Source organism: Erythrobacter sp. SDW2 (genome assembly GCF_021431965.1).
Classification (GTDB): Bacteria; Pseudomonadota; Alphaproteobacteria; order Sphingomonadales; family Sphingomonadaceae; genus Parerythrobacter.
Window position 1 is genome coordinate 635,836 of sequence record NZ_CP090370.1, and the last position, 25,507, is coordinate 661,342.

24 protein-coding genes, 1 tRNA gene and 1 pseudogene are annotated in these 25,507 nt (G+C 65.3%); 10 read left to right on the forward strand and 16 right to left on the reverse strand.

Going from position 1 to position 25,507, the window contains the following annotated elements; all coding sequences use genetic code 11:
• Positions 1-69: 69 nt before the first annotated feature.
• On the reverse strand, positions 70-999 hold the full coding sequence (locus LY632_RS03105; protein ID WP_234092347.1) for an electron transfer flavoprotein subunit alpha/FixB family protein: 930 nt from the start codon (positions 997-999) through the stop codon (positions 70-72).
• A 27-nt stretch (positions 1,000-1,026) separates the two neighbouring features.
• Positions 1,027-1,779 (reverse strand): electron transfer flavoprotein subunit beta/FixA family protein, encoded by a 753-nt coding sequence (locus LY632_RS03110; protein WP_234092348.1) that lies wholly within the window; start codon positions 1,777-1,779, stop codon positions 1,027-1,029.
• Positions 1,780-2,055: 276 nt separating this feature from the next.
• On the opposite strand from LY632_RS03110, the gene LY632_RS03115 reads away from it, so the two are divergent.
• The gene (locus tag LY632_RS03115; protein WP_234092349.1) at positions 2,056-2,511 is read left to right on the forward strand and encodes a DUF6265 family protein; all 456 of its coding nucleotides are present in this window, start codon (positions 2,056-2,058) and stop codon (positions 2,509-2,511) included.
• A gap of 150 nt (positions 2,512-2,661) precedes the next feature.
• On the opposite strand, the gene sucC is transcribed toward LY632_RS03115, so the two are convergent.
• Complete coding sequence (sucC, locus tag LY632_RS03120; protein ID WP_234092350.1) at positions 2,662-3,861, reverse strand: ADP-forming succinate--CoA ligase subunit beta; 1,200 nt, start codon at positions 3,859-3,861, stop codon at positions 2,662-2,664.
• A gap of 117 nt (positions 3,862-3,978) precedes the next feature.
• Between sucC and LY632_RS03125 the strand changes: the two genes are divergently transcribed.
• The gene (locus tag LY632_RS03125; RefSeq protein WP_234092351.1) at positions 3,979-4,779 is read left to right on the forward strand and encodes a 3'(2'),5'-bisphosphate nucleotidase CysQ; all 801 of its coding nucleotides are present in this window, start codon (positions 3,979-3,981) and stop codon (positions 4,777-4,779) included.
• Between the two features lie 65 nt (positions 4,780-4,844).
• On the opposite strand, the gene LY632_RS03130 is transcribed toward LY632_RS03125, so the two are convergent.
• Positions 4,845-5,540, reverse strand: a complete 696-nt coding sequence (locus tag LY632_RS03130) for an OmpA family protein (protein WP_234092352.1) — start codon at positions 5,538-5,540, stop codon at positions 4,845-4,847.
• 177 nt (positions 5,541-5,717) lie between these two features.
• Here LY632_RS03130 and LY632_RS03135 point away from each other — a divergent pair, with 177 nt between their 5' ends.
• Complete coding sequence (locus LY632_RS03135) at positions 5,718-7,016, forward strand: hemolysin family protein (protein WP_234092353.1); 1,299 nt, start codon at positions 5,718-5,720, stop codon at positions 7,014-7,016.
• A gap of 262 nt (positions 7,017-7,278) precedes the next feature.
• On the opposite strand, the gene LY632_RS03140 is transcribed toward LY632_RS03135, so the two are convergent.
• The 10 genes and pseudogenes from LY632_RS03140 to LY632_RS03185 all read right to left on the reverse strand — a co-directional run bounded on the left by LY632_RS03140 (position 7,279) and on the right by LY632_RS03185 (position 16,434).
• A complete protein-coding gene (locus LY632_RS03140; protein ID WP_234092354.1) occupies positions 7,279-7,692 on the reverse strand; it encodes a DUF3035 domain-containing protein in 414 nt (137 codons plus the stop codon).
• Positions 7,693-7,697: 5 nt separating this feature from the next.
• Positions 7,698-8,240 (reverse strand): signal peptidase II, encoded by a 543-nt coding sequence (gene lspA, locus LY632_RS03145; RefSeq protein ID WP_234092355.1) that lies wholly within the window; start codon positions 8,238-8,240, stop codon positions 7,698-7,700.
• Positions 8,240-11,170: an isoleucine--tRNA ligase gene (gene ileS / locus LY632_RS03150; protein WP_234092356.1), complete on the reverse strand. Its 2,931-nt coding sequence runs from the start codon at positions 11,168-11,170 to the stop codon at positions 8,240-8,242. Before ileS ends, lspA begins: the two co-directional genes overlap by 1 nt.
• A gap of 58 nt (positions 11,171-11,228) precedes the next feature.
• Positions 11,229-12,248: a glycerophosphodiester phosphodiesterase family protein gene (locus tag LY632_RS03155; RefSeq protein WP_234092357.1), complete on the reverse strand. Its 1,020-nt coding sequence runs from the start codon at positions 12,246-12,248 to the stop codon at positions 11,229-11,231.
• 23 nt (positions 12,249-12,271) lie between these two features.
• Positions 12,272-13,195 carry a bifunctional riboflavin kinase/FAD synthetase gene (locus LY632_RS03160; protein WP_234092358.1) on the reverse strand — a complete coding sequence of 308 codons (924 nt, stop codon included), beginning with the start codon at positions 13,193-13,195 and terminating at the stop codon, positions 12,272-12,274.
• Positions 13,195-13,659, reverse strand: a complete 465-nt coding sequence (locus LY632_RS03165; RefSeq protein WP_234092359.1) for a dihydrofolate reductase — start codon at positions 13,657-13,659, stop codon at positions 13,195-13,197. The genes LY632_RS03160 and LY632_RS03165 overlap by 1 nt, the downstream gene beginning before the upstream one ends.
• 25 nt (positions 13,660-13,684) lie before the next feature.
• A complete protein-coding gene (locus LY632_RS03170) occupies positions 13,685-14,743 on the reverse strand; it encodes a 5-(carboxyamino)imidazole ribonucleotide synthase (RefSeq protein WP_234092360.1) in 1,059 nt (352 codons plus the stop codon).
• A gap of 225 nt (positions 14,744-14,968) precedes the next feature.
• Positions 14,969-15,445: pseudogene (gene purE / locus LY632_RS03175) on the reverse strand (5-(carboxyamino)imidazole ribonucleotide mutase); the annotation flags it as partial.
• A gap of 3 nt (positions 15,446-15,448) precedes the next feature.
• The gene (gpmA, locus tag LY632_RS03180) at positions 15,449-16,135 is read right to left on the reverse strand and encodes a 2,3-diphosphoglycerate-dependent phosphoglycerate mutase (protein ID WP_234092361.1); all 687 of its coding nucleotides are present in this window, start codon (positions 16,133-16,135) and stop codon (positions 15,449-15,451) included.
• A gap of 140 nt (positions 16,136-16,275) precedes the next feature.
• Complete coding sequence (locus LY632_RS03185) at positions 16,276-16,434, reverse strand: hypothetical protein (RefSeq protein ID WP_234092362.1); 159 nt, start codon at positions 16,432-16,434, stop codon at positions 16,276-16,278.
• A 91-nt stretch (positions 16,435-16,525) separates the two neighbouring features.
• On the opposite strand from LY632_RS03185, the gene LY632_RS03190 reads away from it, so the two are divergent.
• The 3 genes from LY632_RS03190 to LY632_RS03200 all read left to right on the forward strand — a co-directional run bounded on the left by LY632_RS03190 (position 16,526) and on the right by LY632_RS03200 (position 18,804).
• Positions 16,526-16,600 (forward strand) — tRNA-Thr (locus LY632_RS03190).
• A 114-nt stretch (positions 16,601-16,714) separates the two neighbouring features.
• Positions 16,715-17,260: a PH domain-containing protein gene (locus LY632_RS03195; RefSeq protein WP_234092363.1), complete on the forward strand. Its 546-nt coding sequence runs from the start codon at positions 16,715-16,717 to the stop codon at positions 17,258-17,260.
• Positions 17,257-18,804 carry a PH domain-containing protein gene (locus LY632_RS03200; RefSeq protein WP_234092364.1) on the forward strand — a complete coding sequence of 516 codons (1,548 nt, stop codon included), beginning with the start codon at positions 17,257-17,259 and terminating at the stop codon, positions 18,802-18,804. Before LY632_RS03195 ends, LY632_RS03200 begins: the two co-directional genes overlap by 4 nt.
• Here LY632_RS03200 and LY632_RS03205 read toward each other — a convergent pair.
• On the reverse strand, positions 18,801-19,115 hold the full coding sequence (locus LY632_RS03205) for a GNAT family N-acetyltransferase (protein WP_234092365.1): 315 nt from the start codon (positions 19,113-19,115) through the stop codon (positions 18,801-18,803). The two genes, LY632_RS03200 and LY632_RS03205, sit on opposite strands and share 4 nt — an antisense overlap.
• Positions 19,116-19,164: 49 nt before the next feature.
• On the opposite strand from LY632_RS03205, the gene LY632_RS03210 reads away from it, so the two are divergent.
• Both LY632_RS03210 and LY632_RS03215 read left to right on the forward strand, forming a co-directional pair.
• A complete protein-coding gene (locus tag LY632_RS03210) occupies positions 19,165-20,160 on the forward strand; it encodes a low specificity L-threonine aldolase (protein ID WP_234092366.1) in 996 nt (331 codons plus the stop codon).
• Positions 20,157-21,110: a DMT family transporter gene (locus LY632_RS03215; protein WP_234092367.1), complete on the forward strand. Its 954-nt coding sequence runs from the start codon at positions 20,157-20,159 to the stop codon at positions 21,108-21,110. Before LY632_RS03210 ends, LY632_RS03215 begins: the two co-directional genes overlap by 4 nt.
• Here LY632_RS03215 and LY632_RS03220 read toward each other — a convergent pair.
• Positions 21,107-21,883 (reverse strand): SDR family NAD(P)-dependent oxidoreductase, encoded by a 777-nt coding sequence (locus tag LY632_RS03220; protein ID WP_234092368.1) that lies wholly within the window; start codon positions 21,881-21,883, stop codon positions 21,107-21,109. The genes LY632_RS03215 and LY632_RS03220 overlap by 4 nt on opposite strands.
• Positions 21,884-21,946: 63 nt before the next feature.
• Here LY632_RS03220 and pepN point away from each other — a divergent pair, with 63 nt between their 5' ends.
• Positions 21,947-24,577 carry an aminopeptidase N gene (pepN, locus tag LY632_RS03225; RefSeq protein ID WP_234092369.1) on the forward strand — a complete coding sequence of 877 codons (2,631 nt, stop codon included), beginning with the start codon at positions 21,947-21,949 and terminating at the stop codon, positions 24,575-24,577.
• Entirely contained in the window at positions 24,570-25,328 is a 759-nt protein-coding gene (pgeF, locus tag LY632_RS03230) for a peptidoglycan editing factor PgeF (protein WP_234092370.1), read from the forward strand. The genes pepN and pgeF overlap by 8 nt, the downstream gene beginning before the upstream one ends.
• Positions 25,329-25,507: the final 179 nt, after the last annotated feature.

Consider the following 25,507-nt stretch of genomic DNA (forward strand, 5'->3'; position numbering starts at 1 on the left):
CCCCTCTTCGAAGTAAATTCCCAAGCATCCGGCAATTTTATCCTGCCCCAATGCCGGTTGCAATCGAAGTTACAGCTTGTTCGTCAGCTCCGGCACGATCTTGAACAGATCACCCACCAGGCCGATGTCCGCGACCTGGAAGATCGGGGCGTCCTCGTCCTTGTTGATGGCGATGATGGTCTTGGAATCCTTCATCCCGGCAAGGTGCTGGATCGCGCCGGAGATGCCGATGGCGATATAGACTTCGGGGGCGACGATCTTGCCGGTCTGGCCGACCTGGTAGTCGTTGGGGACATAGCCTGCATCGACCGCGGCACGGCTGGCACCGATCCCGGCGCCGAGCTTGTCGGCGAGCGGGGTGATGACTTCCTCGAAGGTCGCGCTGTCCTTAAGCGCGCGGCCGCCCGAGACGATTACCTTGGCGCTGGTCAGTTCGGGGCGCTCGCTCTTGGCGATTTCGCTGCTGACGAAGCTCGAGAGGCCGGCATCGCCGGGGCCGCTGACGGCCTCGACCGTGCCGCTGCCGCCTTCGGTCGCCGCCTTGTCGAACGCCGTGCCGCGCACGGTGATGACGAGCTTGGCATCAGAGCTGGTCACGGTGGCGATGGCGTTGCCGGCATAGATCGGACGGGTGAAGGTCTTGTCGCCTTCGACCGAGAGGATGTCCGAAATCTGCATCACGTCGAGCAGCGCAGCGACGCGCGGGGCGATGTTCTTGCCGGTGGTGGTGGCGGGCGCAACGAAGGCGTCGTGGCTGTCCATCAGCGATGCCACCAGCGGCGCGACGTTTTCGGCCAGCGCGTGCTCATAGGCGGCGTGGTCGGCGAGGTGGACCTTGCCGACACCCGCAATCCTGGCGGCGGCGTCGGCAACGGCTGCACAGCCCGAGCCGGCGACCAGCAGGTGGACTTCGCCGAGCTTCGAGGCGGCGGTCACGGCCGACAGGGTGGCGTCCTTGACCGAGGCGTTGTCGTGTTCGACCCAAACGAGAGTTTTCATCTGTGAATCCTTTCCTGTCAGGGCCGCTTACGCGATCCCGAGCGCCTTGATCTTGGCGACGAGCGCATCGACGTCGGCGACCTTCTCGCCGGCCTGGCGGACCGGCGGTTCGGCGACCCGGACGGTGGTGAGGCGCGGGGTGATGTCCACACCGAAATCGGCCGGGGTCTTGGTGTCGAGCGGCTTCGACTTCGCCTTCATGATGTTCGGCAGCGAGGCATAGCGCGGCTCGTTCAGCCGCAGGTCGGTGGTGACGATCGCGGGAAGCGACAGCTTGACGGTCTGCAGGCCGCCGTCGATCTCGCGCTTCACGATGACCGAATCGCCCTCGACTTCGACGGTGTTGGCGAAGGTGCCCTGCGGACGGTTCATCAGCGCGGCGAGCATCTGGCCGGTCTGGTTGCTGTCGTCGCTGATCGACTGCTTGCCCAGCAGGATCAGGCCGGGCTCTTCCGCCTCGGCAATGGCCTTGAGGATCTTGGCGACCGCCAGCGGTTCGACCTCGACATCGTCATCGACCTGCACCAGGATCGCCCGGTCGGCGCCCATGGCGAGCGCGGTGCGGAGCGTTTCCTGCGCCTTGGCCGGGCCGACGCTGACGGCGACGATCTCGGTCGCGGCACCCTTTTCCTTGAGGCGGATCGCCTCTTCGACGGCGATTTCGTCGAACGGGTTCATGCTCATCTTGACGTTGGCCAGGTCCACGCCCGTGCCATCCGCCTTGACCCGCGGTTTGACGTTGTAGTCGATCACCCGCTTGACGGGCACGAGGATTTTCATGGGAGTTCCTTCCTCTCAAAGAATCACGAACGGCAATCTTGGTCGTCCGCCTAGCTTGCGTTTACGTAAACGTCAAGCAAGGCAGTTGGAACCGAATGTTGCCTTGGCAACTCCCCTCCACCTCCACCGCGCCAAGGTCAAGACTGGCTTTGGGCCAGACTGTGCTACAACTTGGCGGGGATGATCGAGCCGCAGGAGGGTTGCATGAATTGCAGGAGCATTGTGACGCTGATGTTGGGCCTATGCGCCGCCCCTCTGGCGCCGCAGGAGACGCGCGTGGGCGAGCCCGGCTTCGAGCCGCCGCCCGCCACCATCGCCGATGCGGCATGGCTGGTCGGCCAGTGGAGCGGCGAGGGTATCGGCGGTGCCGAGGCGCACGAAAGCTGGCTAGCGCCCTCGGGCGATACCATGGTCGGCACCTTCGTGCAGGAAACCGCCGATGGCGGGATCATGTTTACCGAGCACATGTACCTGATGGAACAGGATGGTTCGCTGGTGGTGAAGCTCAAGCACTTCAACCCCGACCTCACCGGCTGGGAGGACAAGGACGGCATGGTCACCTTCCGCCTGCTTGCGGCGGAACCCTGCGCACTCTATTTCAGCGCGCTGACCTACCGCTGCATTGATCCTGCAGCCGGCCCGGCAAGCGGTATGGTGGTCGCGGTGCGAATGAAGAGCGACAAGCCGGAACCGCAGGAACTGGTGTTCCGGTTCCGGCGTAGCGGAGATTGATCGGGCCTCGAGCCCAATCCAGCCGACAGATTCGCCAAGCAACGTCATTGCGAGCCGCAGGCGAAGCAATCCACGGACTGGCCGTCCCATCGGGAACGGCAGATCATGAATTGCCGCGTCGCTGCGCTCCTCGAAATGACGAGGAGAGGGTTACGCCGCTTTCTTGACCTCGGCGACGATCTTCTTGGCTGCATCACCGAGGTCGTCGGCGCTGACGATGGCGAGGCCCGAATTGTCGAGGATCGCCTTGCCTTCGTTGACATTGGTGCCTTCGAGGCGAACCACCAGCGGGACCGAGAGGTTCACATCCTTCGCCGCCTGGACGATGCCGTTGGCGATGACGTCGCACTTCATGATCCCGCCGAAGATGTTGACCAGGATGCCCTCGACCGCCGGATCCTTGAGGATGATCTTGAACGCCGCGGTCACCTTCTCGGTGGTGGCGCCGCCGCCCACGTCGAGGAAGTTGGCCGGGAAAGCGCCGTTGAGCTTGATGATGTCCATCGTCGCCATGGCAAGGCCCGCGCCATTGACCATGCAGCCGATATTGCCGTCGAGCTTGATATAGGCAAGGTCGTATTCGCTCGCTTCGACTTCGGCCGGGTCTTCCTCGGTCTCGTCGCGCAGCGCCTCGATGTCCTTGTGACGGTAAAGCGCGTTGGAATCGAAGCTCATCTTGGCGTCGAGCACGGTCAGCTTGCCATCGACGGTTTCGACCAGCGGGTTGATCTCCAGCATCGAGCAGTCGGTCGCCATGAAGGCGTCATAGAGCTGCTTGGCGAGCACCTGCGCCTGCTTGTTGAGATCGCCCTTGAGCTTCAGCGCGAAGGCCACCGCGCGGCCGTGGTGCGGCTGGAAGCCCTGCGCCGGATCGACGGTGAAGGTGGTGATCTTCTCGGGCGTGTCATGCGCGACGGCCTCAATATCCATACCGCCTTCGGTCGAGACGACGAAGGCGACGCGGCCGGTTGCGCGATCGACCAGCAGCGAGAGGTAGAATTCCCTGGCTATATCGACACCGTCGGTGACATAGAGGCGGTTGACCTGCTTGCCCGCCTCGCCGGTCTGGATCGTCACCAGCGTGTTGCCGAGCATTTCGCGGGCATTGGCTTCGACCTCCTCGAGGCTCTTGGCGAGGCGCACGCCGCCCTTGGCATCGGCGCCGAGTTCCTTGAACTTGCCCTTGCCGCGGCCACCGGCGTGGATCTGGGCCTTCACCACATACAGCGGCCCGGGCAGCTGCCTCGCTCCGGCCACGGCTTCCTCGACGGTGAGCGCGGCATGGCCGGCGGGCACGGCGATGCCGTATTTCGCGAGCAGTTCCTTGGCCTGGTATTCGTGGATGTTCATGGGAAGCGGGTCCTGTCCGTCATTGCTGCGGGTAAATGATGCGAGCGCGCCTAAGCATGGATCGGCGCGCTTGAAAAGTGTGCAATCGGGCCGCATGGGCGCGCAGAGCCAGATACGATGATCGACCACGCCCGCCTCCAGTCCATTGTTCGCGAAGCCGCCGCCATTGCCCATGCCGCCTGGCCGGGAGCCGGCCATGCGCTGGAAAGCTGGGACAAGACCCCGGGCAACCCGGTCAGCGCGGCGGATATGGCGGTCGACAGCTTCCTCAAGCGCGAGCTGATGGCGCTGCTGCCTTCGGCCGGGTGGCTATCGGAAGAAACCGTCGATGCACCGGGGCGGCTGGACAATCGCCTGATCTGGCTGGTCGATCCGATTGACGGGACGCGCGACTTCATCCGTGGTCGGCCCGGCTGGGCCGTGTCGGTCGCGTTGATCAGCGAAGGGCGGCCGCTGATCGGCATGCTCGGCGCGCCGGCGCGGAACGAGGAATGGATCGCCATTGCCGGGCAGGGTGCGCAGCGCAATGGCGCGCCGCTCGAGGCCTCGCGCCGGACGAAATTTGCCGGAGCGCGCGTGCCGACCGATTCGCTGATGAAGGAAGACCGGCTGCTTGCCATGGTCGAGAAGCCCAACAGCATCGCCTTGCGGGTGGCGATGGTGGCTGCGGACGAGGCAGACCTCGTCGCCACTCTGCGCTGGGGTTACGAATGGGACATCGGCGCTGCGGCCCTGATCGCACGCGAGGCGGGAGCGGCGACGACAGACGCCTTCGGTGCGCCGCTTGCCTACAACAAGCGCGATCCGCGCGCCTTCGGCCTGCTCGTCAGCGCTCCGGGAATTCATGCTGAGGCGGTCCAGCACCTCGCTACCCGTGCCAAGGCTATAGTGGCCAGTCAGCGTGCCGAGATCGGGTGAAACGCGAAAGGGCCGGCATTGCTGCCGACCCCACGCTTGCTGCCAGGAATGGCAGGAATTGGCGATCAGTTGCCCCGCGCAGCCTGCACGTCGGCCTGGCTGACCGGGATGATCTTGATTTCGACCCGGCGGTTCAGCGGTTCGGCGACATTGTCGCCGGTCTTCACCCGCAGATACTCATAGCGTTCGCCGAAGCCCTGGGTGGCAAGTCGCGACCGCGCCACGCCGCGGGCGGCGAGATAATCGGCCACTGCCTGCGCGCGCTGCTCCGACAGGCGCTGGTTGAGCGCGTCGGAGCCGGTCGTGTCGGTAAAGCCGTACACGTCGACGAGGCTGTTGGGGTATTTGATCAGGCTGTCCGCCACCGCATCGAGCGTGGTGTAGAAACCGGGGTTGATGCTGGCCGAACCGCTGGCGAAGGTCACACCGTCGGGCAGGCGGACGAGAATCGCGTCCTGGTCGCCAATTTCCTCGACGTCGACGCCGGCGCCGGAAACCGACTCGTCGAGCTCCTTGATCTGGTCATCGAACTGCTTGCCGATCACCGCGCCAGCGCTGCCGCCGATACCGGCACCGATGATGCGCGCGGTGTTGCCGCCGATCGCGCCGCCGAGCAGATAGCCGAGCGTCCCGCCCAGCGCCGCGCCGATGGCAGTGCGCGAGACCTTCTTCTCGCCGGTGTTGGGATCGGTCACGCACGCGGAAGTGCCCAGCAGGGCGATCGATGCAACCGAGGCCATGATGATTTTTGATGTTTTCATTTGACGTCCCTCTTTCTCTACGCGGCAGCCCCCGCGCGGGATTTACGCAGCAATCACGGCGTTTTCATGTCTCAAACCATTCTTGGCCCTGCCTGGTTCCGAAACCGTGGTCGAAACTGGCGCGATCGGGCGAGTCAGGCTGGCACACGCGCCGTTTTGTGCTAGCGCATATTCGCCGTGACACCCTTTCCCTGGCCTGACTTGTTGATCATCGCCGCGCTGATCCTGCTCAACGGGATTTTCGCGATGTCCGAGCTCGCGATTGTCTCGGCCAAGCACAATGTGCTGAAAACAAAGGCTGAAAAGGGGAGCAGCTCGGCCAAGCTGGTGCTCGAACTGGCGGCGAACCCGGGTAAATTCTTGTCAACGGTGCAGATCGGCATCACGCTGGTCGGCATTATTGCGGGTGCCTATTCGGGAGCGAGCCTGGGCGGGCCGGTGGGCGAACGGCTGCAGGCCTGGCTGGGGTTGGAGGCTGACGACGCCGCCCAGCTTGGCTTCGGCGTCGTTATTGCCCTGGTAACCTACCTCAGCCTCGTGGTCGGCGAACTGGTGCCCAAGCAACTGGCCTTGCGCGCGGCGATACCGATCGCGCTGGTGATGGCACGGCCGATGGTGTGGCTGGCGCGGATTGCGGCACCGATCGTGTGGATTCTGGATACTTCTTCGGGGGCCATTGTCCGCCTGTTCGGGGTTCGCCCGGCGGGCCAGTCCTCTGTTACGGCCGAGGAACTGCAGATGATGTTTGCCGACGCGACCCGCTCGGGCGTGCTGGAGGAAGAGCAGAGCGCCATACTGACCGGCGTGGTCCGGCTGGCCGAACGTCCGGTGCGTGAAGTGATGACGCCGCGCACCGATATCGACTGGATCGACGCCGGGGCGAGCGAGGCCGAGATTGCGGCAACCATCGCCGAAAGCCCGCACTCGTTGCTGCCGGTTGCGGAAGGCTCGCCCGACAAGATGCTGGGCGTGGTCAAGGTGCGCGAAATCCTCGCCTCGCAAGTGGCCGGTCAATCGGTGGACCTCGCTGCGCTGACGAAAAAGGCCGAGGTGATCCCGGACCAGCTCGATGCGATGGACGCGTTGCGAGTCCTGCAGCAAGCCGAGATCGCCATGGCCATGGTGCATGACGAATACGGCCACCTCGACGGGATCGTGACCCCCATCGACCTGCTCACCGCTATCGTCGGCCAGTTCGCCAGCGACCAGGACCAGGGCGAGGTGCCGGAAATCATCGAGCGTGAGGACGGCTCGTTGCTGGTGTCGGGCGCGTTACCAGCCGACGCGCTGGCCGACCGGCTGGGCATCGAATATGGCGAAGACCGCGAATTCGCGACCGTGGCAGGCTACGTCCTGGCGGTGCTCAAGAAGCTGCCCGAGGAAGGCGAACACTTCCACGACCAGGGCTGGCGCTTCGAGATCGTCGATATGGACGGGCGGAAGATCGATAAATTGCTGGTCAGCGAAGAAGGGTGATCCTTGTTTTGCGCACGCCATCCGGGGCGATATATTCTCGCTCAAGGGGCCTGAAGGACCCATCGCCGCGGGCGGCCGGTCGGTCGGCCTCGCACTCGCCTGCTGCTCGCGTTTGAGGAATTGTCCCGACATTGCTGGGTTGCGGCATCACCGGGCCGGCGGAGGCCCGGCAAGGGCGACCGCCCGTCCGCAGGCGCCCGTAGCGAAGCGAAGGAATAGCGCCGAGGACGCACCCGCGGAGGCGGGTGCGCAATCACGAGCTTCAGCCCGGAATAACGCTCTGAGCAGCCTGGCCGTCGCCCTCCGGCGCGGCGATGATGTCGCGGGTTACGCGACCCTTGGCGACGGTGTTGGTCTGCGGATCGCCCACGGCCGAGCGGATGCCCGGTTCGGCGCTGCCCGCGCGGCTGATGGCGGTGCTTTCGACCGGGCTGCGCGGGGCAGGGCCGCCGAACAGCACGTCGAGCGCCTGCTCGGCCGCGGTGCCTTCATTGGGGCGAGGGGCACCCGGGGTAGGCGGCTCGAGGTTGAAGTCGGGCGGCACCACCAGCGGCGCCTGCCGCTGCACGGCGAACTCGTCGGGCCGTTCGCGGCCGAGGATGCCTCCGCCGCTGCCACATGCGGCGAGCATGGCGCTGGCACCGGTCAGCAGGATCAGGCTGGTGGTCTTGTTCATCGCTCTCAACTCTCTGCCGGAAGCTGGTCCGGCGTCTCGGGATCGGCTGGTGTTTCCTTCTTTTCGGGCACCAGGAACGATCGGGCAAGGATAATCAGCACCCCGATGGTAATCGCGGCGTCGGCAACATTGAAGATCAGGAAGGGGCGGAATTCCCCGAAATGCAGGTCGGCATAGTCGATCACATAGCCCCAGGTGTAGCGATCGTAGATATTGCCGAGCGCCCCGCCGAGGATCAGGGAAAGGCCGAAGATGTCGCCCTTGGCCTTCTCGCGCAGCAGCCAAACCAGCACCACGACCGCGATCAGCGCGGTCGCTGCCACCAGCGCCCAGCGCATTTCGGTGCTGGTCGCTTCGAACATGCCGAGCGAGATGCCGAAATTGCGGGTCCAGCGCAGGTCGAAGAAGGGCAGCAACTCGTAAAGACCCTCGGGACGGTTCCGGAGGTCGAGCTGTACCCGCACGACCCATTTGATGTACTGGTCCACCGCGCAGACGGCCAGCGCCAGCACAATGCCCCACAGGCGGCGTTTCCCGATCGTGCCCATCAGCGCACACCCTCCCCAACGACATCGGCACAGCGCCCGCACAGCGCGCCGTCTTCTGCCACTTCGGGCAAAAGACGCCAACAGCGGCCGCATTTGTGGTCGGTCGAACGGGTTACGGTCACGGTATCGCTATCGCTGCGCGTGACTGACGCGGTGATGAACAGTTCGGCCAGGTCCGCATCGCTGAAGCCTTCGGGCACCGCGCCGGCAGGCACGATCACGTCGGCCTCGTTGCTGGAGCGGATCACCTTGTCGCGGCGCAGCGGCTCGATTGCCTCGTTGACCCGCTCGCGCAAGGCGCGGATCGCGGCCCAGCGTTCGCCATCGGCCTCGATCCCGGGAACGCGCGGCCATTCGAGCAAATGGACACTGCCGCCGTCGGGATAGCGCGACTGCCAGACCTCTTCCGCCGTGAACACCAGCACGGGCGAGGCGTAGCGCACCAGCGCGTGGAACAGGATGTCGAGCACGGTGCGATAGGCATTGCGCTTGTCGCTATCCTTGCCGTCGCAATAGAGGCTGTCCTTGCGGATATCGAAGAAGAAGGCGCTGAGGTCTTCGTTGCAGAACTCGACCAGCAGGCGGGTGTATGTGTTGAAGTCGTAGGTCTCGACCGCGTGGCGAAGCTTTCCGTCGAGATCGGCCAGCAGCGCCAGCACATAGCGCTCCAGCTCGGGGATCGAACCGGCATTGCCCATGTCGCCGACAAAGCCGTCGAGCGCACCGAGCAGGTAGCGGAAGGTGTTGCGCAGGCGGCGGTACTGGTCGGCCACGCCCTTCAGGATCTCGTCGCCAATGCGGTGATCCTCGGTGAAATCGACCGATAGCGCCCACAGGCGGATGATGTCCGCCCCGTATTCCTCCATCACCTTCAGCGGATCGACCGTGTTGCCGAGGCTCTTGGACATTTTCTTGCCCTTGGCGTCCATGGTGAAGCCGTGGGTCAGGACCTGGTCATAGGGCGCGCGGCCGCGGGTGGCGCAGCTTTCCAGCAGGCTCGACTGGAACCAGCCGCGATGCTGGTCGCTGCCTTCGAGATAGAGATCGGCGGGCCAGCGCTGATCCGGCCAGCGGTCCGATTCCAGCGTGAAGACATGGGTGCAGCCCGAATCGAACCAGACGTCGAGAATGTCGGTGACCATCTCGAACTCGTCGGGGTTGTGATCGGGGCCGAGGAATTCCGCCTTGCGGCTTTCCTCCCAGGCATCGACGCCCTGCTCGCGCACGGCAGCGACGACGCGGGCGTTGACCGCCGGGTCCTGCAGGTATGTGCCGTCGGGGCGGACAAACAGCGTGATCGGCACGCCCCAGGCGCGCTGGCGGCTCAGCACCCAATCGGGGCGGCCTTCGACCATCGAGCGGATGCGGTTGCGGCCCTTCTCGGGGAAGAACTTGACACGGTCGATCTCCGCCAGCGCACGCTCGCGCAGGGTCGAATGGTCATGGCTGACAAACGGCGCGACCGCGCCGCCGAGCGGGCTGGCGGGTGCCACTTCGAAATCGCCCACCCCCAGCGGCTGGTCCATCGGCACGAACCACTGCGGGGTGCAGCGATAGATCACCTTGGCCTTCGAGCGCCACGAATGGGGGTAGCTGTGCTGGTAATCGGCACTCGCGCTCAGCAGCGCGCCTGCTGCGCGCAGGTCCGAGCAGATCGGCCCGTCAGGCGCGTTGAAACCGGCGTTGATGACCGCGCGGCGACGCGGCTTGCCCTCGGCATCGACGTCACTCGCGCCCAGCCACAGCCAGTCGTCGCGATAGACCCCGCCGTCATCGACCGCGAACACCGGGTTGATGCCGTGGGCCTTGCAAAGGTCGAAATCGTCCTCGCCATGATCGGGCGACATATGGACGAGGCCGGTGCCGCTGTCGGTGGTGACGAAGTCGCCCGGCAGCAGCGGGCGCGGCGCGGCGTAGAACCCGCCGAGGTGGTGCATCGGGTGGCGGACAATGGTGCCAGCGAGGTCGGAGCCTTTGATTGTCTTACGGTAGGGGCCGTCCGCCGCGATAAGCTTGGTGCGCTTCTGGAATTCCTCAAGTAGCTGAGCTGCAATCAGGAAACGCTTCTGACCGTGTTCGTCGAACGCAGTGCGCGGCGGCACTGCCGCAGGCTCAATATCGTATGGACCGCCCGCAGCAATCGAGAAGAGGTAATACTCAACCTCCGGCCCATAGGCCAAAGCCTGGTTCACCGGGATCGTCCACGGGGTCGTTGTCCAGATCACCGCATGGGCACCGACCAGCTCCGCGATCGGGCTCTCGGTGATCTCGAACGCCACATCGATCTGGGTCGAGGTGATGTCCTCATACTCGACCTCGGCCTCGGCCAGCGCGGTCTTTTCGACCGGGCTCCACATCACCGGCTTGGCGCCGCGATAGAGATTGCCCGCTTCGGCAAACTTCATCAGCTCGGCAACGATGGTCGCTTCGGCGTCGAAATCCATCGTCAGATAGGGATTGTCCCAGTCGCCCTGGATGCCGAGCCGCTTGAACTGTTCGCGCTGCACATCCACCCAGTGCTGGGCGTAGGCGCGGCATTCGGCGCGGAATTCCTTCGCCGGGACCTCGTCCTTGTTCTTCTTCTGCTTGCGGTACTGTTCCTCGACCTTCCATTCGATCGGCAGGCCGTGGCAGTCCCAGCCGGGCACATAGGGTGCATCCTTGCCCAGCAGGCTCTGGCTGCGCACGACCATGTCCTTCAGCACCTTGTTGAGCGCGTGGCCGATATGGATCTCGCCATTGGCGTAGGGCGGGCCGTCGTGGAAAATGAACTTCTCGCGCCCCCGCCGCGCCTCGCGCAGCTGGCCATAGACATCCTCAGCCTGCCAGCGCGCCAGAATGCCCGGCTCCTTCTGCGGAAGGCCGGCTTTCATGGGGAAGTCGGTCTTGGGAAGGAAGACCGTGTCGCGGTAGTCAGGCTGTTCAGGCATAGGAGAGCGCCGTTAGGGCAATTGTGCCCTGCGATAAAGGGCGAGTTCGCGCCCGTGGCTACTTGTTGCGTCGCCGCTCCAGCGCGGCTTCGGCTGCCTCGACCTCAAGCTCGCGGCGGTTGTCGAACCGCGGCACCCGCGCCGGGATCACGGTGAAGCTGTCCTCGACCAGGATGAAGCCGTTGAAGGTCCGGGGGATATCGCCGAGCTGCTCGGGCAGGGTGAGGCCGCGCAGGGGCGCGTCCGGGTCATAGGATTCGACCACCACGATCCGCCCGCCGTGCTCCTCCATCCGCTGGATCAGCCGGTTGGGCCAGCCCCACAGGGTCCACTGGCTGTCGAGCGGGACCAGCATGGTCTTGCCCTTGCAGCTTTCGGGCAGGATCGATGTCCAGCCGGCCAGGCGGTAGTCGCTGGTGCATTGCCAGGCTTCCTCGCGGGTCCAGCTCCATGCGTCGGGATAAAGCTCGCGCATCCGCGCAACAGGCTTTGCCGCCCCGTAAAAGGCATCGCGCGCCTCGACCGGATCGCGCCCGGCGGCCTTATACTTGGCCGCCAGCAGGTCCGCATCACCCGCCTCGTCGGTGGTGAAGCGCACCATCAGCCGCGTCCGGCGCGGGGTATAGATGAGCATCTCCTCGAAGGTCGCGATCTTGCCCGCGCCCAGCCCGCGCAAGGGGAAGCTCTGGCCATCGGCGGTGTAGCCATGGCCGACATCGAGCGCTTTCAATTCCGCCAGTGTCTTGCTGCGCACCGCGCCTGTGCCGTCGGTGCGGCAATCGAGCGTGTCGTCGGCGTGAAAGACAAGCTCGCCGTCGCTGCTGCGGGTCATGTCGAGCGAAACAAGATGCGCCCCGAGCTGCACCGCGCGCGCAGCGGCGGCGGCGGTGTTGTCGATCAGCTTGTGATAGGGCTCGTCGATCCTGCTGGCGGTGCAGTCACCGGTCTTGACGCCCGCGTCATCGGCGACTTGCGCGATCCCGCGATGCGCGATCAGCATCGGCACCCCGCTTGGCGAAGTGGCGATCCAGCTGGCATTGACGACGGTGAAGACGAGAAATCCGATAGCCGCTGCCATGGCAGCGCCCCTGACCCATGGATTCACGCAAGCAGTTCCTTCGCCCGGGCGCAGTCCGCCTCCATCTGTTCGACCAGCGCCTCGAGCGTGTCGAACCTGGCTTCGGACCGCAGGAAATGATGAAATGCGACTTCTATTTCCTGCCCGTATAAGTCACCTTTGAAATCAAAGAAATAGGGTTCGAGCAATTCTTTGGGCGGCTCGAACTGCGGGCGAATGCCGATATTGGCCGCGCCTTTGAGTATTTGCCCGGTGGCGAGAATGCGCCCGGTCACGGCATAGATGCCATAGCGCGGGCGCAGATAGCTCTCGATGCTGAGATTGGCGGTGGGATAGCCGATGGTCCGCCCGCGCTTGTCGCCATGCTCGACCACGCCGCGAATGGCGAAGGGGCGGGTCAGCAGGCGGGTAGCGGTCTCGCAGTCGCCTTCGCGCAGCGCCTCGCGGATGCGGCTGGAGGAGATCACCCCGTCCTCGCTCACGGCCTCGACCACGCGGCTTTGGAGGCCGTGTGCGCCGCCGAAGCACTTCAGCAGCTCGACATTTCCCTTCGCCCCCTGTCCGAAGGTGAAATCGCCGCCGGTCACCACGCCATGCGCACCGAAGCGGGTGAGCAGGATCTCGGTAATGAAATCCTCGGCGGTGGTGCCCGCCAGGTCGCCATCGAAATGGAACACCAGCATCGCTGTCGCTCCGGCGGCGAGGTAGAGTTCCTGCCGCTGCTCCAGCGTGGTCAGGCGGAACGGCGGCGTGTCCGGGCGGAAAAACCGCACCGGATGCGGATCGAAAGTGGCGATGATGCTGGGTCGGCCTTCGGCATGCGCCCAGCGGATCGCCTCGCCCGCCACCGCCTGGTGACCACGGTGGAAGCCGTCGAAATTGCCCAGCGCGATGACGGCACCGCGCAAGGGGTCAGCCACAGGGTTCCGGTGATCGAGCCAGCGCATCAGCGGCGCTCATAGGTGATGTAGGAGAAGGCGGGAAGCATATCGGTGGCCGCATGGTCCTCGCGCGTCACTTCGCGCCAGCTTTCGCTGGGCGGGTCCATGAAAGTATCGCCATCATAGTCCGCATGGAGCTGCGTCACCTCGATCCGCGCGGCGTCGGTTTCGAACAGGCGATAGATTTCCGCCCCACCGATGATGGCGACGGGTGCCTTGCCAGCGAGCGCCAGCGCCTCGGCCTTGGAGTGGACCACTTGCGCGCCTTCGGCCTGCCAGTTCCGCGCCCGGGTGAGCACGATATGGCGGCGACCGGGCAGCGGTGAGGGGAAGCTGTCGAAGGTCTTGCGGCCCATGATCATGGCGTGCCCCATGGTCAGCGCCTTGAACCGCTTGAGATCGGCGGGAAGATGCCAGGGGATCGCCCCGTCCCTGCCGATTACGCCGTTCGCCGCTCGGGCGTAGATCATGAAAGGAGACGGCAGCTCCGGCACATCAGGCGTCCCACACCAGCTGCGTCGCATGGCCCATCTTGCGCCCTTCCCGCGCTTTGGCCTTGCCATAGAGATGCAGGTGGGTCGCCGGGTCGTCGAGCCAATGCGCCGCGTCGTCGGCATCCTGGCCGACGATATTGGTCATGACGATACCGGGGCTGACGGTGCGGGTGTCGCCCAGCGGGAGGCCGCAGATGGCGCGGATGTGGTTCTCGAACTGGCTGGTGGCCGCGCCTTCGATGGTCCAGTGGCCCGAATTGTGGACGCGCGGGGCCATTTCGTTGAACACCGGCCCATTCGCCGTGGCGAAGAATTCCAGCGTCAGCACGCCGACATAGCCGAGCGCATCGGCGACCTTGCCGGCCAGCCTGCGCGCTTCCGCGATATGGCATTCGACCAGGCGGCCCGCCGGCAATGTCGAGGTATGGAGCATGCCGTCGCGGTGGACATTGGCAGTGCTGTCCCAGAACACCTTCTGCCCTTCGGCGCTGCGGGCGAGGATGACCGAGAATTCGGCGTCGAATTCGACCAGCCCTTCGTAAACGCATGGTGCGCCGGGCAGCGAGATCCCTTCCGCATCGCGCGAGGTGCCGATCCGCCACTGCCCCTTGCCGTCGTAACCATCACGCCGGGTCTTGAGAATGCCGGGCGTGCCGATCCGCTCCAGTGCGTCCATCAGATCCGTCCGCGAATCGACCGGAGCGAAAGGAGCCGCGCGGCCACCGAGCCGCTCGACGAAACGCTTCTCGTTGAGGCGGTCCTGCGCCGTTTCCAGCGCGCGCGGATGCGGCACCAGCAAAGCATCGACCGGCGCGAGTGCGCCCGCCGGGACGTTCTCGAACTCCCACGTCACCACATCGCATTTCTGGGCGAAAGCAGCCATGGCGAGTGTATCGTCCCACCCGTTGACGAACACATCGTGGCACACGTCGCCCACGACATTGTCCGCCTCGGGAGTGTAGGCGATGCAGCGATAACCCATCTGCGCGGCGGCCATGGCCATCATCCGGCCCAGCTGGCCACCGCCCAATATGCCGATTGTCCCCCCTGGCTTGATCACTATTGGAACCTATTTCCCGCTTGTGAGCTTGGCGACGAAGGCTGCCACGCTTCCATACTCTTCCTTTACCCGCATCTGTACTTTGCGCATCATGTCAGAGCCTCGCTCGGGCCATCCATGGGCCTCGAACATTTCAAGAAATCCGCCGAAATGTTCCTTGGCCAGACGGCTGATAGCTTGCGCATCACCTCCCTGGGAGAAAGTCGGCGGTTGCTGATCGTCAACCGGCTTCTCCGCCACTGCCTCGGTCCGCGCGGCGCGCCAGGCTTTGAGCTTGTCCGCCAGCACGTCGTCCGATGTCGCAAGAATGCTGGCAGCCAGCAGCCCGGCATTGGTTGCCCCCGCTTCGCCGATGGCCAGCGTCCCGGTCGGCACGCCTGCAGGCATCTGGACGATGGAGAGCAGGCTATCCATCCCGCTCAGCGCCTTCGACTGCACCGGCACGCCCAGCACCGGCAGGTGGGTCATCGCGGCGACCATGCCGGGCAGGTGCGCCGCGCCGCCTGCGCCAGCGATGATGACCTTGAAACCATCGGCTTCAGCATTCTTGGCAAAATCCGCCATCCGGTCCGGCGTGCGGTGGGCGGAGACGATCCGTGCGTCATAGGCCACCCCCAGCTCGTCGAGCACTTCGGCGGCGCAGCGCATGGTCGGCCAGTCCGACTGGCTGCCCATGATAATGGCGATTTTTGCCCCGCTCATGGCTCACATGTCCTTCAGGTAAGTGCGTTCACCGGGATGCATATTCGCATCGAACTCGTAAACGATCGGCTGGCCGGTGGGAATCTCCAGCCCGGTGATGCCCTCGTTCGAAATGCCCGAGAGATGCTTGACCAGCGCCCGCAGCGAGTTGCCATGGGCGCTGATGATCACGGTCTCGCCGCTCGCCAGCACCGGCAGGATCGCGCTTTCCCAATAGGGCAGCACGCGCTCGATGGTCAGCTTGAGGCTCTCGGTCGCAGGAATGGCGATCCCGGCATAGCGTGGATCGCTGGCGAGGTCGTAGGTGCTGCCGGCCTCAAGCACCGGGGGCGGGACGTCGAAGCTGCGGCGCCAGATATGCACCTGCTCGTCGCCGTGGCGCTCGCGGGTCTCCTGCTTGTCGAGCCCGGTAAGCCCGCCATAGTGCCGTTCGTTGAGCCGCCAGTCCTTGGTTTCCGGGATCCACAGCCGCCCGCAATGCTCCAGCGCGAAATGCAGTGTCTTGATGGCGCGGGTCTGGAGCGAGGTGAAGGCCACGGTCGGCAGCACGCCCTTCTCGCGCAGCAGCTCGCCGGCGGCCCGCGCTTCGGCTTCGCCCTGCTCGGTCAGATCGACATCCCACCAGCCGGTGAACCGGTTTTCGAGGTTCCACTGGCTCTGGCCGTGGCGGACGAGAATGAGGGTGGGCATATCTTCTCCGGATTGCGATTCCGGCCCTCTCCCCCTCCCAGCCACCCGATACCGTAGCGGTCATCATATCGGGTGGCCGGGAGGGGGAGAGGGCTGGCACCGCCCCCGCGTTGGCGGGACAACAAAGCGAGCACGCCGCGTTAGCTTGTGGACTCGGGATTGGAAACCCCGCTGTCGCCTGATTCGGTCGCGCCGCTGCCCATTTCGCGGGCCTGCGCCTTCCGGCGGCGCAGGTTCTCGCGCAATTTGGCCGCGAGGCGCTCCTCGCGCGACATATTCTTGTCCGGCGCTTCACTCATGCGAAATGCTTTGCCGAATATGTCCTCCAACCTCAAGCTTGGCTTGACAATCGGGGCACTCGCGACAATAGGCCGCGCCTCGTTCCGGTTGGCTGCTGTAGCTCAGTGGTAGAGCGCACCCTTGGTAAGGGTGAGGCCGGGAGTTCAATCCTCCCCAGCAGCACCAGGATGTTCGCGCTATCGCATCGCTGGATGAGCGCGCCTGTATTTGCGCTATCGCATCGCTGCTTGAGCGCAGTCCCTCCTTGAAATCGCGACTGTCTTACTCCATTCATACACCATGGATGATGGGAACAACGAGGCTGCGCCTGTCGCGCCTGTGACCAATGCAGTCGCTGCCTATGAGCCAGAGACCTTCGAGGATGCCGACGGGATCCTGACCAGGGTCCATCCCAACCATGAAAAGCAGCTGCGGGCCGAGGGCGCGATTGTTGCGCTGGTCGTGTCGGTCGCGGCGCTGGTCGCCGATGTGGCCATCGCGGTTCCGCCCGGGGCGATCTTCGTGCCGGTGCTGGCGCTGGTCGGGCTGGTGCTGTGGCGGATGCCGCACCGCCGTTTCATCGCGCGCGGCTATGCGCTGGAAGCGGACCGGCTGCGGGTGGTGCGCGGGATCCTGTTCCGTTCGGACACGGTGGTGCCGTTCGGGCGGGTCCAGCATATCGACGTCGATCGCGGGCCGCTGGAACGCTATTTCGGGCTCGCGACGATCACGCTGCATACGGCGGGGACCCACAATGCCTCGGTCAAGCTGCCCGGGCTGCTCCATGAAACCGCACTGACGATCCGCGAAGAGATCCGCGCCCATATCAAGCGCGAGGCACAGTGAATCCGGTTGCCCTCGGCGGCGGCGAACCACGCCGCACCCACCCGCTCAGTTTCGCGGTCAAGGCATCGCAAGTGCTGCCGCAGCTGGTCGTGCCGCTGGGCTTTGCCGGATATAGTATAATCGGCAGTGACTATTCGGGGCTGGCGGCGAAACTGGCACTGGGCGCGCTGGTGGCCATCGCGGCGATCCTGCTGCCGTCGTTCCTGCAATGGCGACGCTTTACCTACCGGGTGGGCGAAAACGACATCCGGGTCGAAAGCGGGGTGCTGTCGCGCGCCGCGCGCTCGGTACCCTACGAGCGGATCCAGGACGTCAGCCTGGAGCAGAAACTGGTTCCCCGGCTGCTCGGGCTGGTGCAAGTCAAGTTCGAGACCGGCGCGGGCGGCAAGGAGGAACTGGCGCTTTCCTGGCTGTCGCAGGCCGAAGGCGAAGCTCTGCGCGAACTGGTGCGCGAACGGCGCGAAGAAGGGGAAGCCTCCCCCATCGCCGATGCCGAGGCGAAGCCGCAGGAAAACGCTGAACTTCTGTTCCATATGCCGCCGCCTCGCCTCCTCAAGTTCGGCCTGTTCGAATTCTCGCTGGCGGTCTTCGCGGTGCTGGGCGGCCTTGCGCAATATGCCGAAACCTTCCTCAATATCGAGGTCTGGGATCCGGACATCTATCTCGACTGGTTTGCCGGGCCCGGGCACTGGCTGCTCGAACTGGGACTGGTGGCGCAGGTCATCGGTGTCTTCGCCGGACTGGCCACTCTGGTGCTGATCGGACTGGTTACCGGCGTCGTGCGGACGGTGCTGCGTGACTGGGATTTCCGGCTCGAGAGGACCGCCAAGGGATTCCGCCGTCGCCGCGGACTGCTGACGCGCACCGATGTCGTCATGCCCGCGCACCGGGTGCAGGCGCTGGAGATCGGCACCGGGATCGTCCGTCGTCGCTGGTGCTGGTCGGGCCTCAAATTCGTCAGCCTGGCGCAGGATGCCGGCTCATCAAGTCATGTAGTCGCTCCCTTTGCGCAGGATAGCGAACTCGAACCGATCATCCGGGCCGCGGGTTTCCATCCGCCGGACGAGGGACTGGATTGGCAGCACCGCACCCGTGCCTATCGCAACGCCAGCATGCTGATCGATGGCGGTACGCTCGGACTGCTGTCGGTGATCCTGCTGGTGCTCTCGCAGGTGCTGGTTGATTCCGAAGCTTTCAATGGCCGCTGGTACATGGCGCTGATACCTGCGGCCTTCGGTCTGGCGCTGGCGGTGCGGCAGTATTTCCTGTGGCGGCACGACCGCAACGCCTTCGATGAAAGCCAGGTCTATCGCCATCACGGCTGGCTTTCGCCCAATACGCGGATTGCCAGCCGGGTGAAGCTGCAATCGGTCGAGATCAAGCAGGGGCCATTGGGCCACCGGCTGGGTTATGCCTCGCTCCATCTGGGCCTTGCAGGCGGCAGCTTTGCCATCAACGGCATCCCGCTGCAGCGCGCCCGCGAACTTCGCCGCGCCGTGCTCGATTCGATTTCCGGGACCGATTTCTCGGAGCTCGCCGGCTAGGCGCGCAGGTCCGCCCAGTCCGGGTGTTCTTCGAACTTCTGCGCGACATAGGAACAGCGCGGGACGATCCGGAAGCCCAGCCGCCGCGCATCGGCAACGAAGCGTTCGACCAGCAGCGCCGCAATGCCGCGCCCCCCGATCGCCTTGGGCACCACTGTATGGGTCGCGATGCGGACCTCGTCCCCGTGCTCGTCGCTCGGCTCCCATTCGAGCATGCCGTGATGCGGGCTGCCTTCGATCTGCGCGACATACTTGCCGCCTTGCCCCACGACATGGTGGAGGATGGTGACCTCGTCCGGCGAATCGCTCATCGCATTGCTCCTTCTTGCCAACAACGCTGGCGGCGCTAGGGGCGTTCCGATGCGTTTTCTCTCCGATAATGCCGCAACCGTCCACCCCAAGGTGTGGGACGCCCTGCGCGCCGCCGATGCGGTCGACACGCCCTATGACGGCGACGTGCTGTCGCAGCGGCTCGACGAAGCCTTCGGCGTGGTGTTCGGGCGCGAGGTAGCGGCGCTGTGGGTGGCGACCGGAACGGCGGCCAATTGCCTTGCGCTGGCCAGCATGGTCCCGCCACACGGTGGGGTCGTCTGCCACCGCGAAGCGCATATCGAGATGGACGAAGCGGGCGCGCCCGGCTTCTACCTTCACGGGGCCAAGCTGATGCTGGCGGAAGGGGAGGGGGCCAAGCTGACCCCGGGCGATATCGCGGCGGTGATCGACCCGATCCGCGACGACGTCCACCAGGTCCAGCCGCATGCGGTCTCGGTCACACAGGCGAGCGAGTATGGCCGGGCCTACCGGCCGGAAGAACTCGCCGCCATAGGGGCGCTGGCAAAGCAGCGCGGTCTCGGCCTGCATGTCGATGGGGCGCGCTTCGCCAATGCGGTAGCGTTTCTCGGCTGCACGCCGGCCGAAGCGGTCGGCCCTGCGCAGGCGCTGAGCTTCGGCTGTGTCAAGAACGGCGGCATGAGCGCCGAAGCGATCGTGTTCTTCGATCCCGCGCTGGCCGATGTCGTGCGCTATCGCCGCAAGCGGGCGGGCCATCTGCAAAGCAAGGGCCGCTTCATGGCCGCGCAGTTGCTGGCCATGCTCGAGGGCGATCTGTGGCTGGAGAATGCGCGGAAGGCCAATGCCGCCGCGCAGGCCATCGTCGCCGAGGCGGGCGGGCGGCTGATGCACCCGGTCGAAGCCAACGAGGTCTTCATGCGGCTCACCCCGACCGAGCGCGAAGCACTGCGGGGGCAGGGTTTCGAATTCTACGACTGGGGCGCGGATGCGGCCCGCTTCGTGGCCGCTTGGGACAGCGACCCCGTTGCCGCGCAGGCGCTCGGCAAGGCCATCGCCAGCCTGTGAACGACAGCACGCCCTCGATGCTGCACCCGCGGGTGCTGGTGCCCTTCATGCTGACCGGCATAATCTGGGGTTCGACCTGGTTTGTCATCACCGGGCAGATCGACGGCGTGCCGCCCGCATGGGGTGTGTTCTACCGCTTCCTGCTAGCGACCCCGGCGATGTTCCTGCTGGCAGTCGTGACCGGCAAGAGCCTGCGGCTGGGCAGGCAGGGTCAGCTGCTCGCCGTGGGCGTCGGCCTCGCCCAGTTCTGCGGCAACTTCCTGTTCGTCTATCATGCGGAACTGCACATCACTTCCGGCATTGTCGCGGTCATGTTCGCGCTGCTGATGGTGCCCAATGCGATCTTCGCCCGCTTCGTGCTGGGCGAAAGAGTGCAGGGCGGCTTCGTGCTGGGGAGTGCGGTGGCGATTGTCGGCGTGGTGCTGCTGCTGGTGCACGAATGGCGCTCGGCTCCGATGGGGGACAACGTGGCGCTGGGGATCGTGCTGACCGTGGGCGGCATCCTTGCCGCCTCGCTCGCCAATGTGGTGCAGGCCAATGACGTTGGGCGCAAGCTGCCGATGGTCAGCCTGCTGGCCTGGTCGATGGTCTATGGCGTGATCGCCGATGCCCTGTTTGCCTGGGTCACGGCGGGACCGCCGCCTTTGCCGCAGGACTGGCACTTCTGGGCCGGGACCGCCTATCTCGCCATCATCGGCTCGGTGGTGACCTTCCCGCTGCACTACAACCTCGTGCGCGAGATCGGCGCGGGCAAGACCGCCTACAACTCGCTCGTCACCGTGTGCGTGGCGATGCTGCTGTCGACCCTGTTCGAGGATTACCGCTGGAGCGGGCTCGCCATCGGCGGCGCGGCGCTGGCGCTACTGGGCATGGTCATCGCGCTCCGCTCACGCAAGGCCAAGGGCTTCAAGGTCGGGCAGGCGAGCAGTTTCCGGCACGATACCGACTAAAGCAGCGCCGCCAGCCCGCTGCGATAATCGGGATACTTCGGTTCCCACCCCAGCACCCGTTTCGCCTTGCCGTTCGCCACCCGGCGGTTCTCGGCATAGAAGCCGCGTGCCATGAGGGAGAGGTTGGCTTCTGCCATGCTCTGCAGCGGCGGCGGGGCCGTTCGCAGAAGGCGGCATGCCTCCTCGATCACGCTGTTCTGGCTGCACGGCAGGTCGTCGGCGAGGTTGTAGGCCCCCGGCGGTGCATCCAGTCCCGCCAGTACGCCGCTGACGATATCGTCGACATGGACCCGGCTGAAGACCTGGCCCGGAATATCGATCCTGTGCGCCTTGCCTTCACGAACCCGGTCGAGCGCGCTGCGCCCCGGGCCGTAAATCCCCGGCAAGCGGAACACGCGTGCACCACGCTCCAGCCAGAGCGCGTCGCAGTCCGCCCGCGCCGAGCGGCGACCGCCGCCCGTCGGTGCGCTCTCGTCCACCCAGGCACCCTGCGCATCGCCATAGACGCCGGTGGAGGAGAGATAGCCCAGCCAGCCGTGCTTCAGAGCATCGCCATAGGTCTCCAGCACCGGATCGGCCCCGCTTTCGCGTCCGGGCGGGACCGAGGACAGGACATGGCTCGAGATTTGGAGCCCCTCCCGCACCGCGTCCTCCTCATCGAACCGCACTGTGCCGTCGCGGCCGGTCGAGACCACGCGCCACCCCTCGCGCTCCAGCGCGGCGGCGATCCGTTTGGCCGTGTAGCCCAGCCCGAAGATGAACATTTGTTTCATGCTAGCGTTCTAGCCCCTACATGCCCCTTCGAAAGCCCGAAAAGAAAGAGTAGGTTCGCCCCCATGGACGTTGCACGCAATCCGGAAATGGCAGACGCTGCCCCCACGCCGCACGAACCGCCGGTTATCCGGCGCGAGGATTATCGGCCTTTCCCCTGGCTGGTACCGGAGATTGCACTCGATTTCGACTTGGGGCTCGAGGCCACCCGCGTGGTCGCGAAGCTGACCGTGGCCCGCAATGCCAAGGCCGATGCCTTGCCCACGATCCGCCTCAATGGCGATGGGCTCGCGCCGCTTTCGGTCAAGGTCGATGGCGAACCGGTCAGCGACTGGTCAATGAATGGTGACGACCTGATGCTGCCGCTGCCGGGCGAAGCGCACACCATCGAGATCGCGACCCAGATCGATCCTGCCGCCAATACCCAGCTGATGGGCCTCTATGCCTCGAACGGGATGCTCTGCACCCAGTGCGAATCGGAAGGGTTTCGGCGGATCACCTTCTTCCCCGACCGGCCCGATGTGCTCTCGACTTACACCGTGCGGATGCGCGGGCCCAAGGCGCAATTCCCGATCCTGCTGTGCAACGGCAACAAGATGGCCGAGGGCGAGGATGGGGCGGACCATTGGGCCGAATGGCACGATCCCTGGCCCAAGCCGAGCTACCTCTTTGCGCTGGTGGCAGGTGATCTCGTCGCCAACAGTTCCAGCTTTACGACCATGTCCGGCCGCAAGGTCGAACTCAACGTCTGGGTGCGCGAGGCCGATTTGCCGCGCACCGACCATGCGATGGAATCGCTCAAGAAGAGCATGAAGTGGGACGAGGAGGTCTTCGGCCGCGAATACGATCTCGACCTGTTCAACATCGTTGCGGTGAGCGACTTCAACATGGGGGCGATGGAGAACAAGGGGCTCAATGTCTTCAACACCAAATATGTGCTGGCCGACCCCGACACCGCCACCGATGCCGATTTCGACGCCATCGAAGGCGTGATCGCGCACGAGTACTTCCACAACTGGTCGGGCAACCGCGTCACCTGCCGCGACTGGTTCCAGCTGTCGCTGAAGGAAGGCTTCACCGTGCTGCGCGACCAGCTGTTCAGCCAGGACATGCAGGGAGAGGCGGTCAAGCGGATCGAGGATGTGCGGGTGCTGCGCAGCGCCCAGTTTCCCGAGGATTCGGGCCCGCTGGCCCATCCGATCCGGCCCGACAGCTACCGCGAGATCAGCAATTTCTATACCGCCACGGTCTACAACAAGGGTGCTGAAGTCATCCGCATGATGCGGGTGATGGCGGGGCCGCAGGCTTTCCGCCAGGGCACCGACCTCTACTTCGACCGCCACGATGGCGAAGCCGCCACCTGCGAGGATTTCGTCAAGGCGATGGAAGACGGGGCCGGTCTCGACCTCGCGCAGTTCCGGCTATGGTACTCACAGGCCGGCACGCCCAAGGTCGATGTCGCGCTGACGCATGAAGGCAGCACCGCAACGCTCACGCTCCGGCAGACTGTGCCGCCGACCCCGGGCCAGACGGCCAAGCTGCCGATGCCGATCCCGCTGAAGATCGCGCTGTTCGACCGCGATAGCGGCACGCATTCGGGCGAGCAGCTTCTCATTCTCGACAGCACCGAGAAGGTGCTGGCGTTCGAGGGTTTCACAGCCCCGCCGGTCCTTTCGATCAACCGCGGCTTCACCGCTCCGGTCGCCATCGAGCGGCAGGTCCCGCGCGAGGACCTCGTCTTCCTCGCCGCACGCGACGATGACAGCTTTGCCCGCTACGAAGCGATGCAGGAACTGGTCGTCGGCCATCTCGTCGCGGTGCTAGGGGATGGCCTGTCGCAGGCCGAACAGGCTGCCGGGCAGGACGCCATTGCCGGGGCTTTCGGTGCGATCCTGACCGACGCTGAGCTGGACGATTCGATGCGCGGCGAGCTGATGATGCTACCCAGCCAGACCTATCTGATGGAACAGATGCTGGTCGCCGATCCGGGCCGCATCCATGAGGAACGCGAGGCGCTGAAGGCCTGGCTGGGTACCCGTTTCAAGGCCGAACTCGAAGCGCTGCATGACCGCGTCTCGGCGGTTCCCTACAGCCTCGAAGGTGCGGCGCGCGGCGCGCGCAAGGTCAAGACGCAGGCGCTGGTCTATCTGGCGGCGGGTGACCCTGCCGCCACCGCCAAGCGCGCCTGGGCGCAGTTCGAGGCGGCGGACAACATGACCGACCGCCAGGGCGCGCTGATGGTGCTGTGCGGGCTCGAAGGGATCGAGCGGACCAACGCGCTGATCGCCTTCTACAACCGCTATCAGGGCAATGAGCTGGTGATCGACAAGTGGTTCACCCTGCAGGCGCTTTCGCTCCATCCCCATGCGCTCGAACATGTGAAGGCGCTGGCAAAGCATCCGGACTTCACCTTGCGCAACCCCAACCGCGTGCGGTCGCTCTACATGGCCTTCGCCGGCAATCCCGGCGCGTTCCATGCGGCTGGCGGCGAGGGCTACCGGATGCTGGCGGACCTGATCCTCGCGCTCGATCCGATCAACCCGCAGACGGCGGCGCGCTTTGTCCCGCCGCTGGGACGCTGGCGGCGGATCGAGCCGGGCCGTGCGGCGCTGATGCGGGCCGAGCTGGAGCGGATTGCCAGCAAAAAGAACCTGTCGCGCGATACATTCGAGCAGGTCAGTCGCAGTCTTGACTGACACGCTCGACATAACCCGGTCGGCCTTGCTCGGCGGGCTGCCGCATGGCTTCCTTGGCCGGGCTGGCGGGGTCAGCACCGGCGAGGTGGCAGGTCTGCAGATGGGTTTCGGGGCAGAGGATGCTCCCGAGCATGTGGCCGACAACCGCCGCCGCGCAGTCGCGGCCATACTGCCCGGCGCGGCGCTAGTGATGCCTTATCAGGTGCATTCGCCCGACGCGGTGGTGGTCGACGTGCCGTGGAGCCACGAGGACCGCCCCCGCGCCGATGCGGTGGTGACCGACCGGCCGGGGCTATTGCTCGGCGTGGTGACGGCCGATTGCGCCCCTGTCCTGCTGGCGGATCACGAGGCCGGGGTGGTCGCTGCCGCGCACGCTGGCTGGCGCGGGGCGCAGGGCGGGGTGATCGAGGCGACACTTGAAGCGATGGAGCAGCAAGGAGCACAGGCGGGGCGAATTGTCGCGGCGATCGGGCCGTGCATTGCGCAGGCCAGCTATGAAGTCGATGCCCCGTTCCGGGCCCATTTCACCCCCGATGACGAATGCCATTTTGCCGCTGGCCGCGAGGGGCACTGGCAGTTCGACCTGGAAGGCTATGTCGCGGCGCGGCTGCGCACCTGCGGCGTGGCCGCGGTCGATCCGCTCGCGCTTGATACCTACACGTTGGAAGATCGCTACTATTCCTTCCGCCGGGCAACCCATCGCTGCGAAGCGAATTACGGGCGGCAGGCCTCGCTGATCGGGCTGGCCTGACCGCTGTCACGCAAGTTGCATGAATCTGCACAAGACCTGCCCAAAAGGCCATTGGCAGATGCGGCCAATCGGGCTAGGAGCGCGCCCAAACAGGCGCAGGCCCCATTGACGGGGGAATGCGAAGGGGCCGTTTCCCTGACGCATTCGCACCGGTTCCTGGATGATTTTCTGAACTTTGC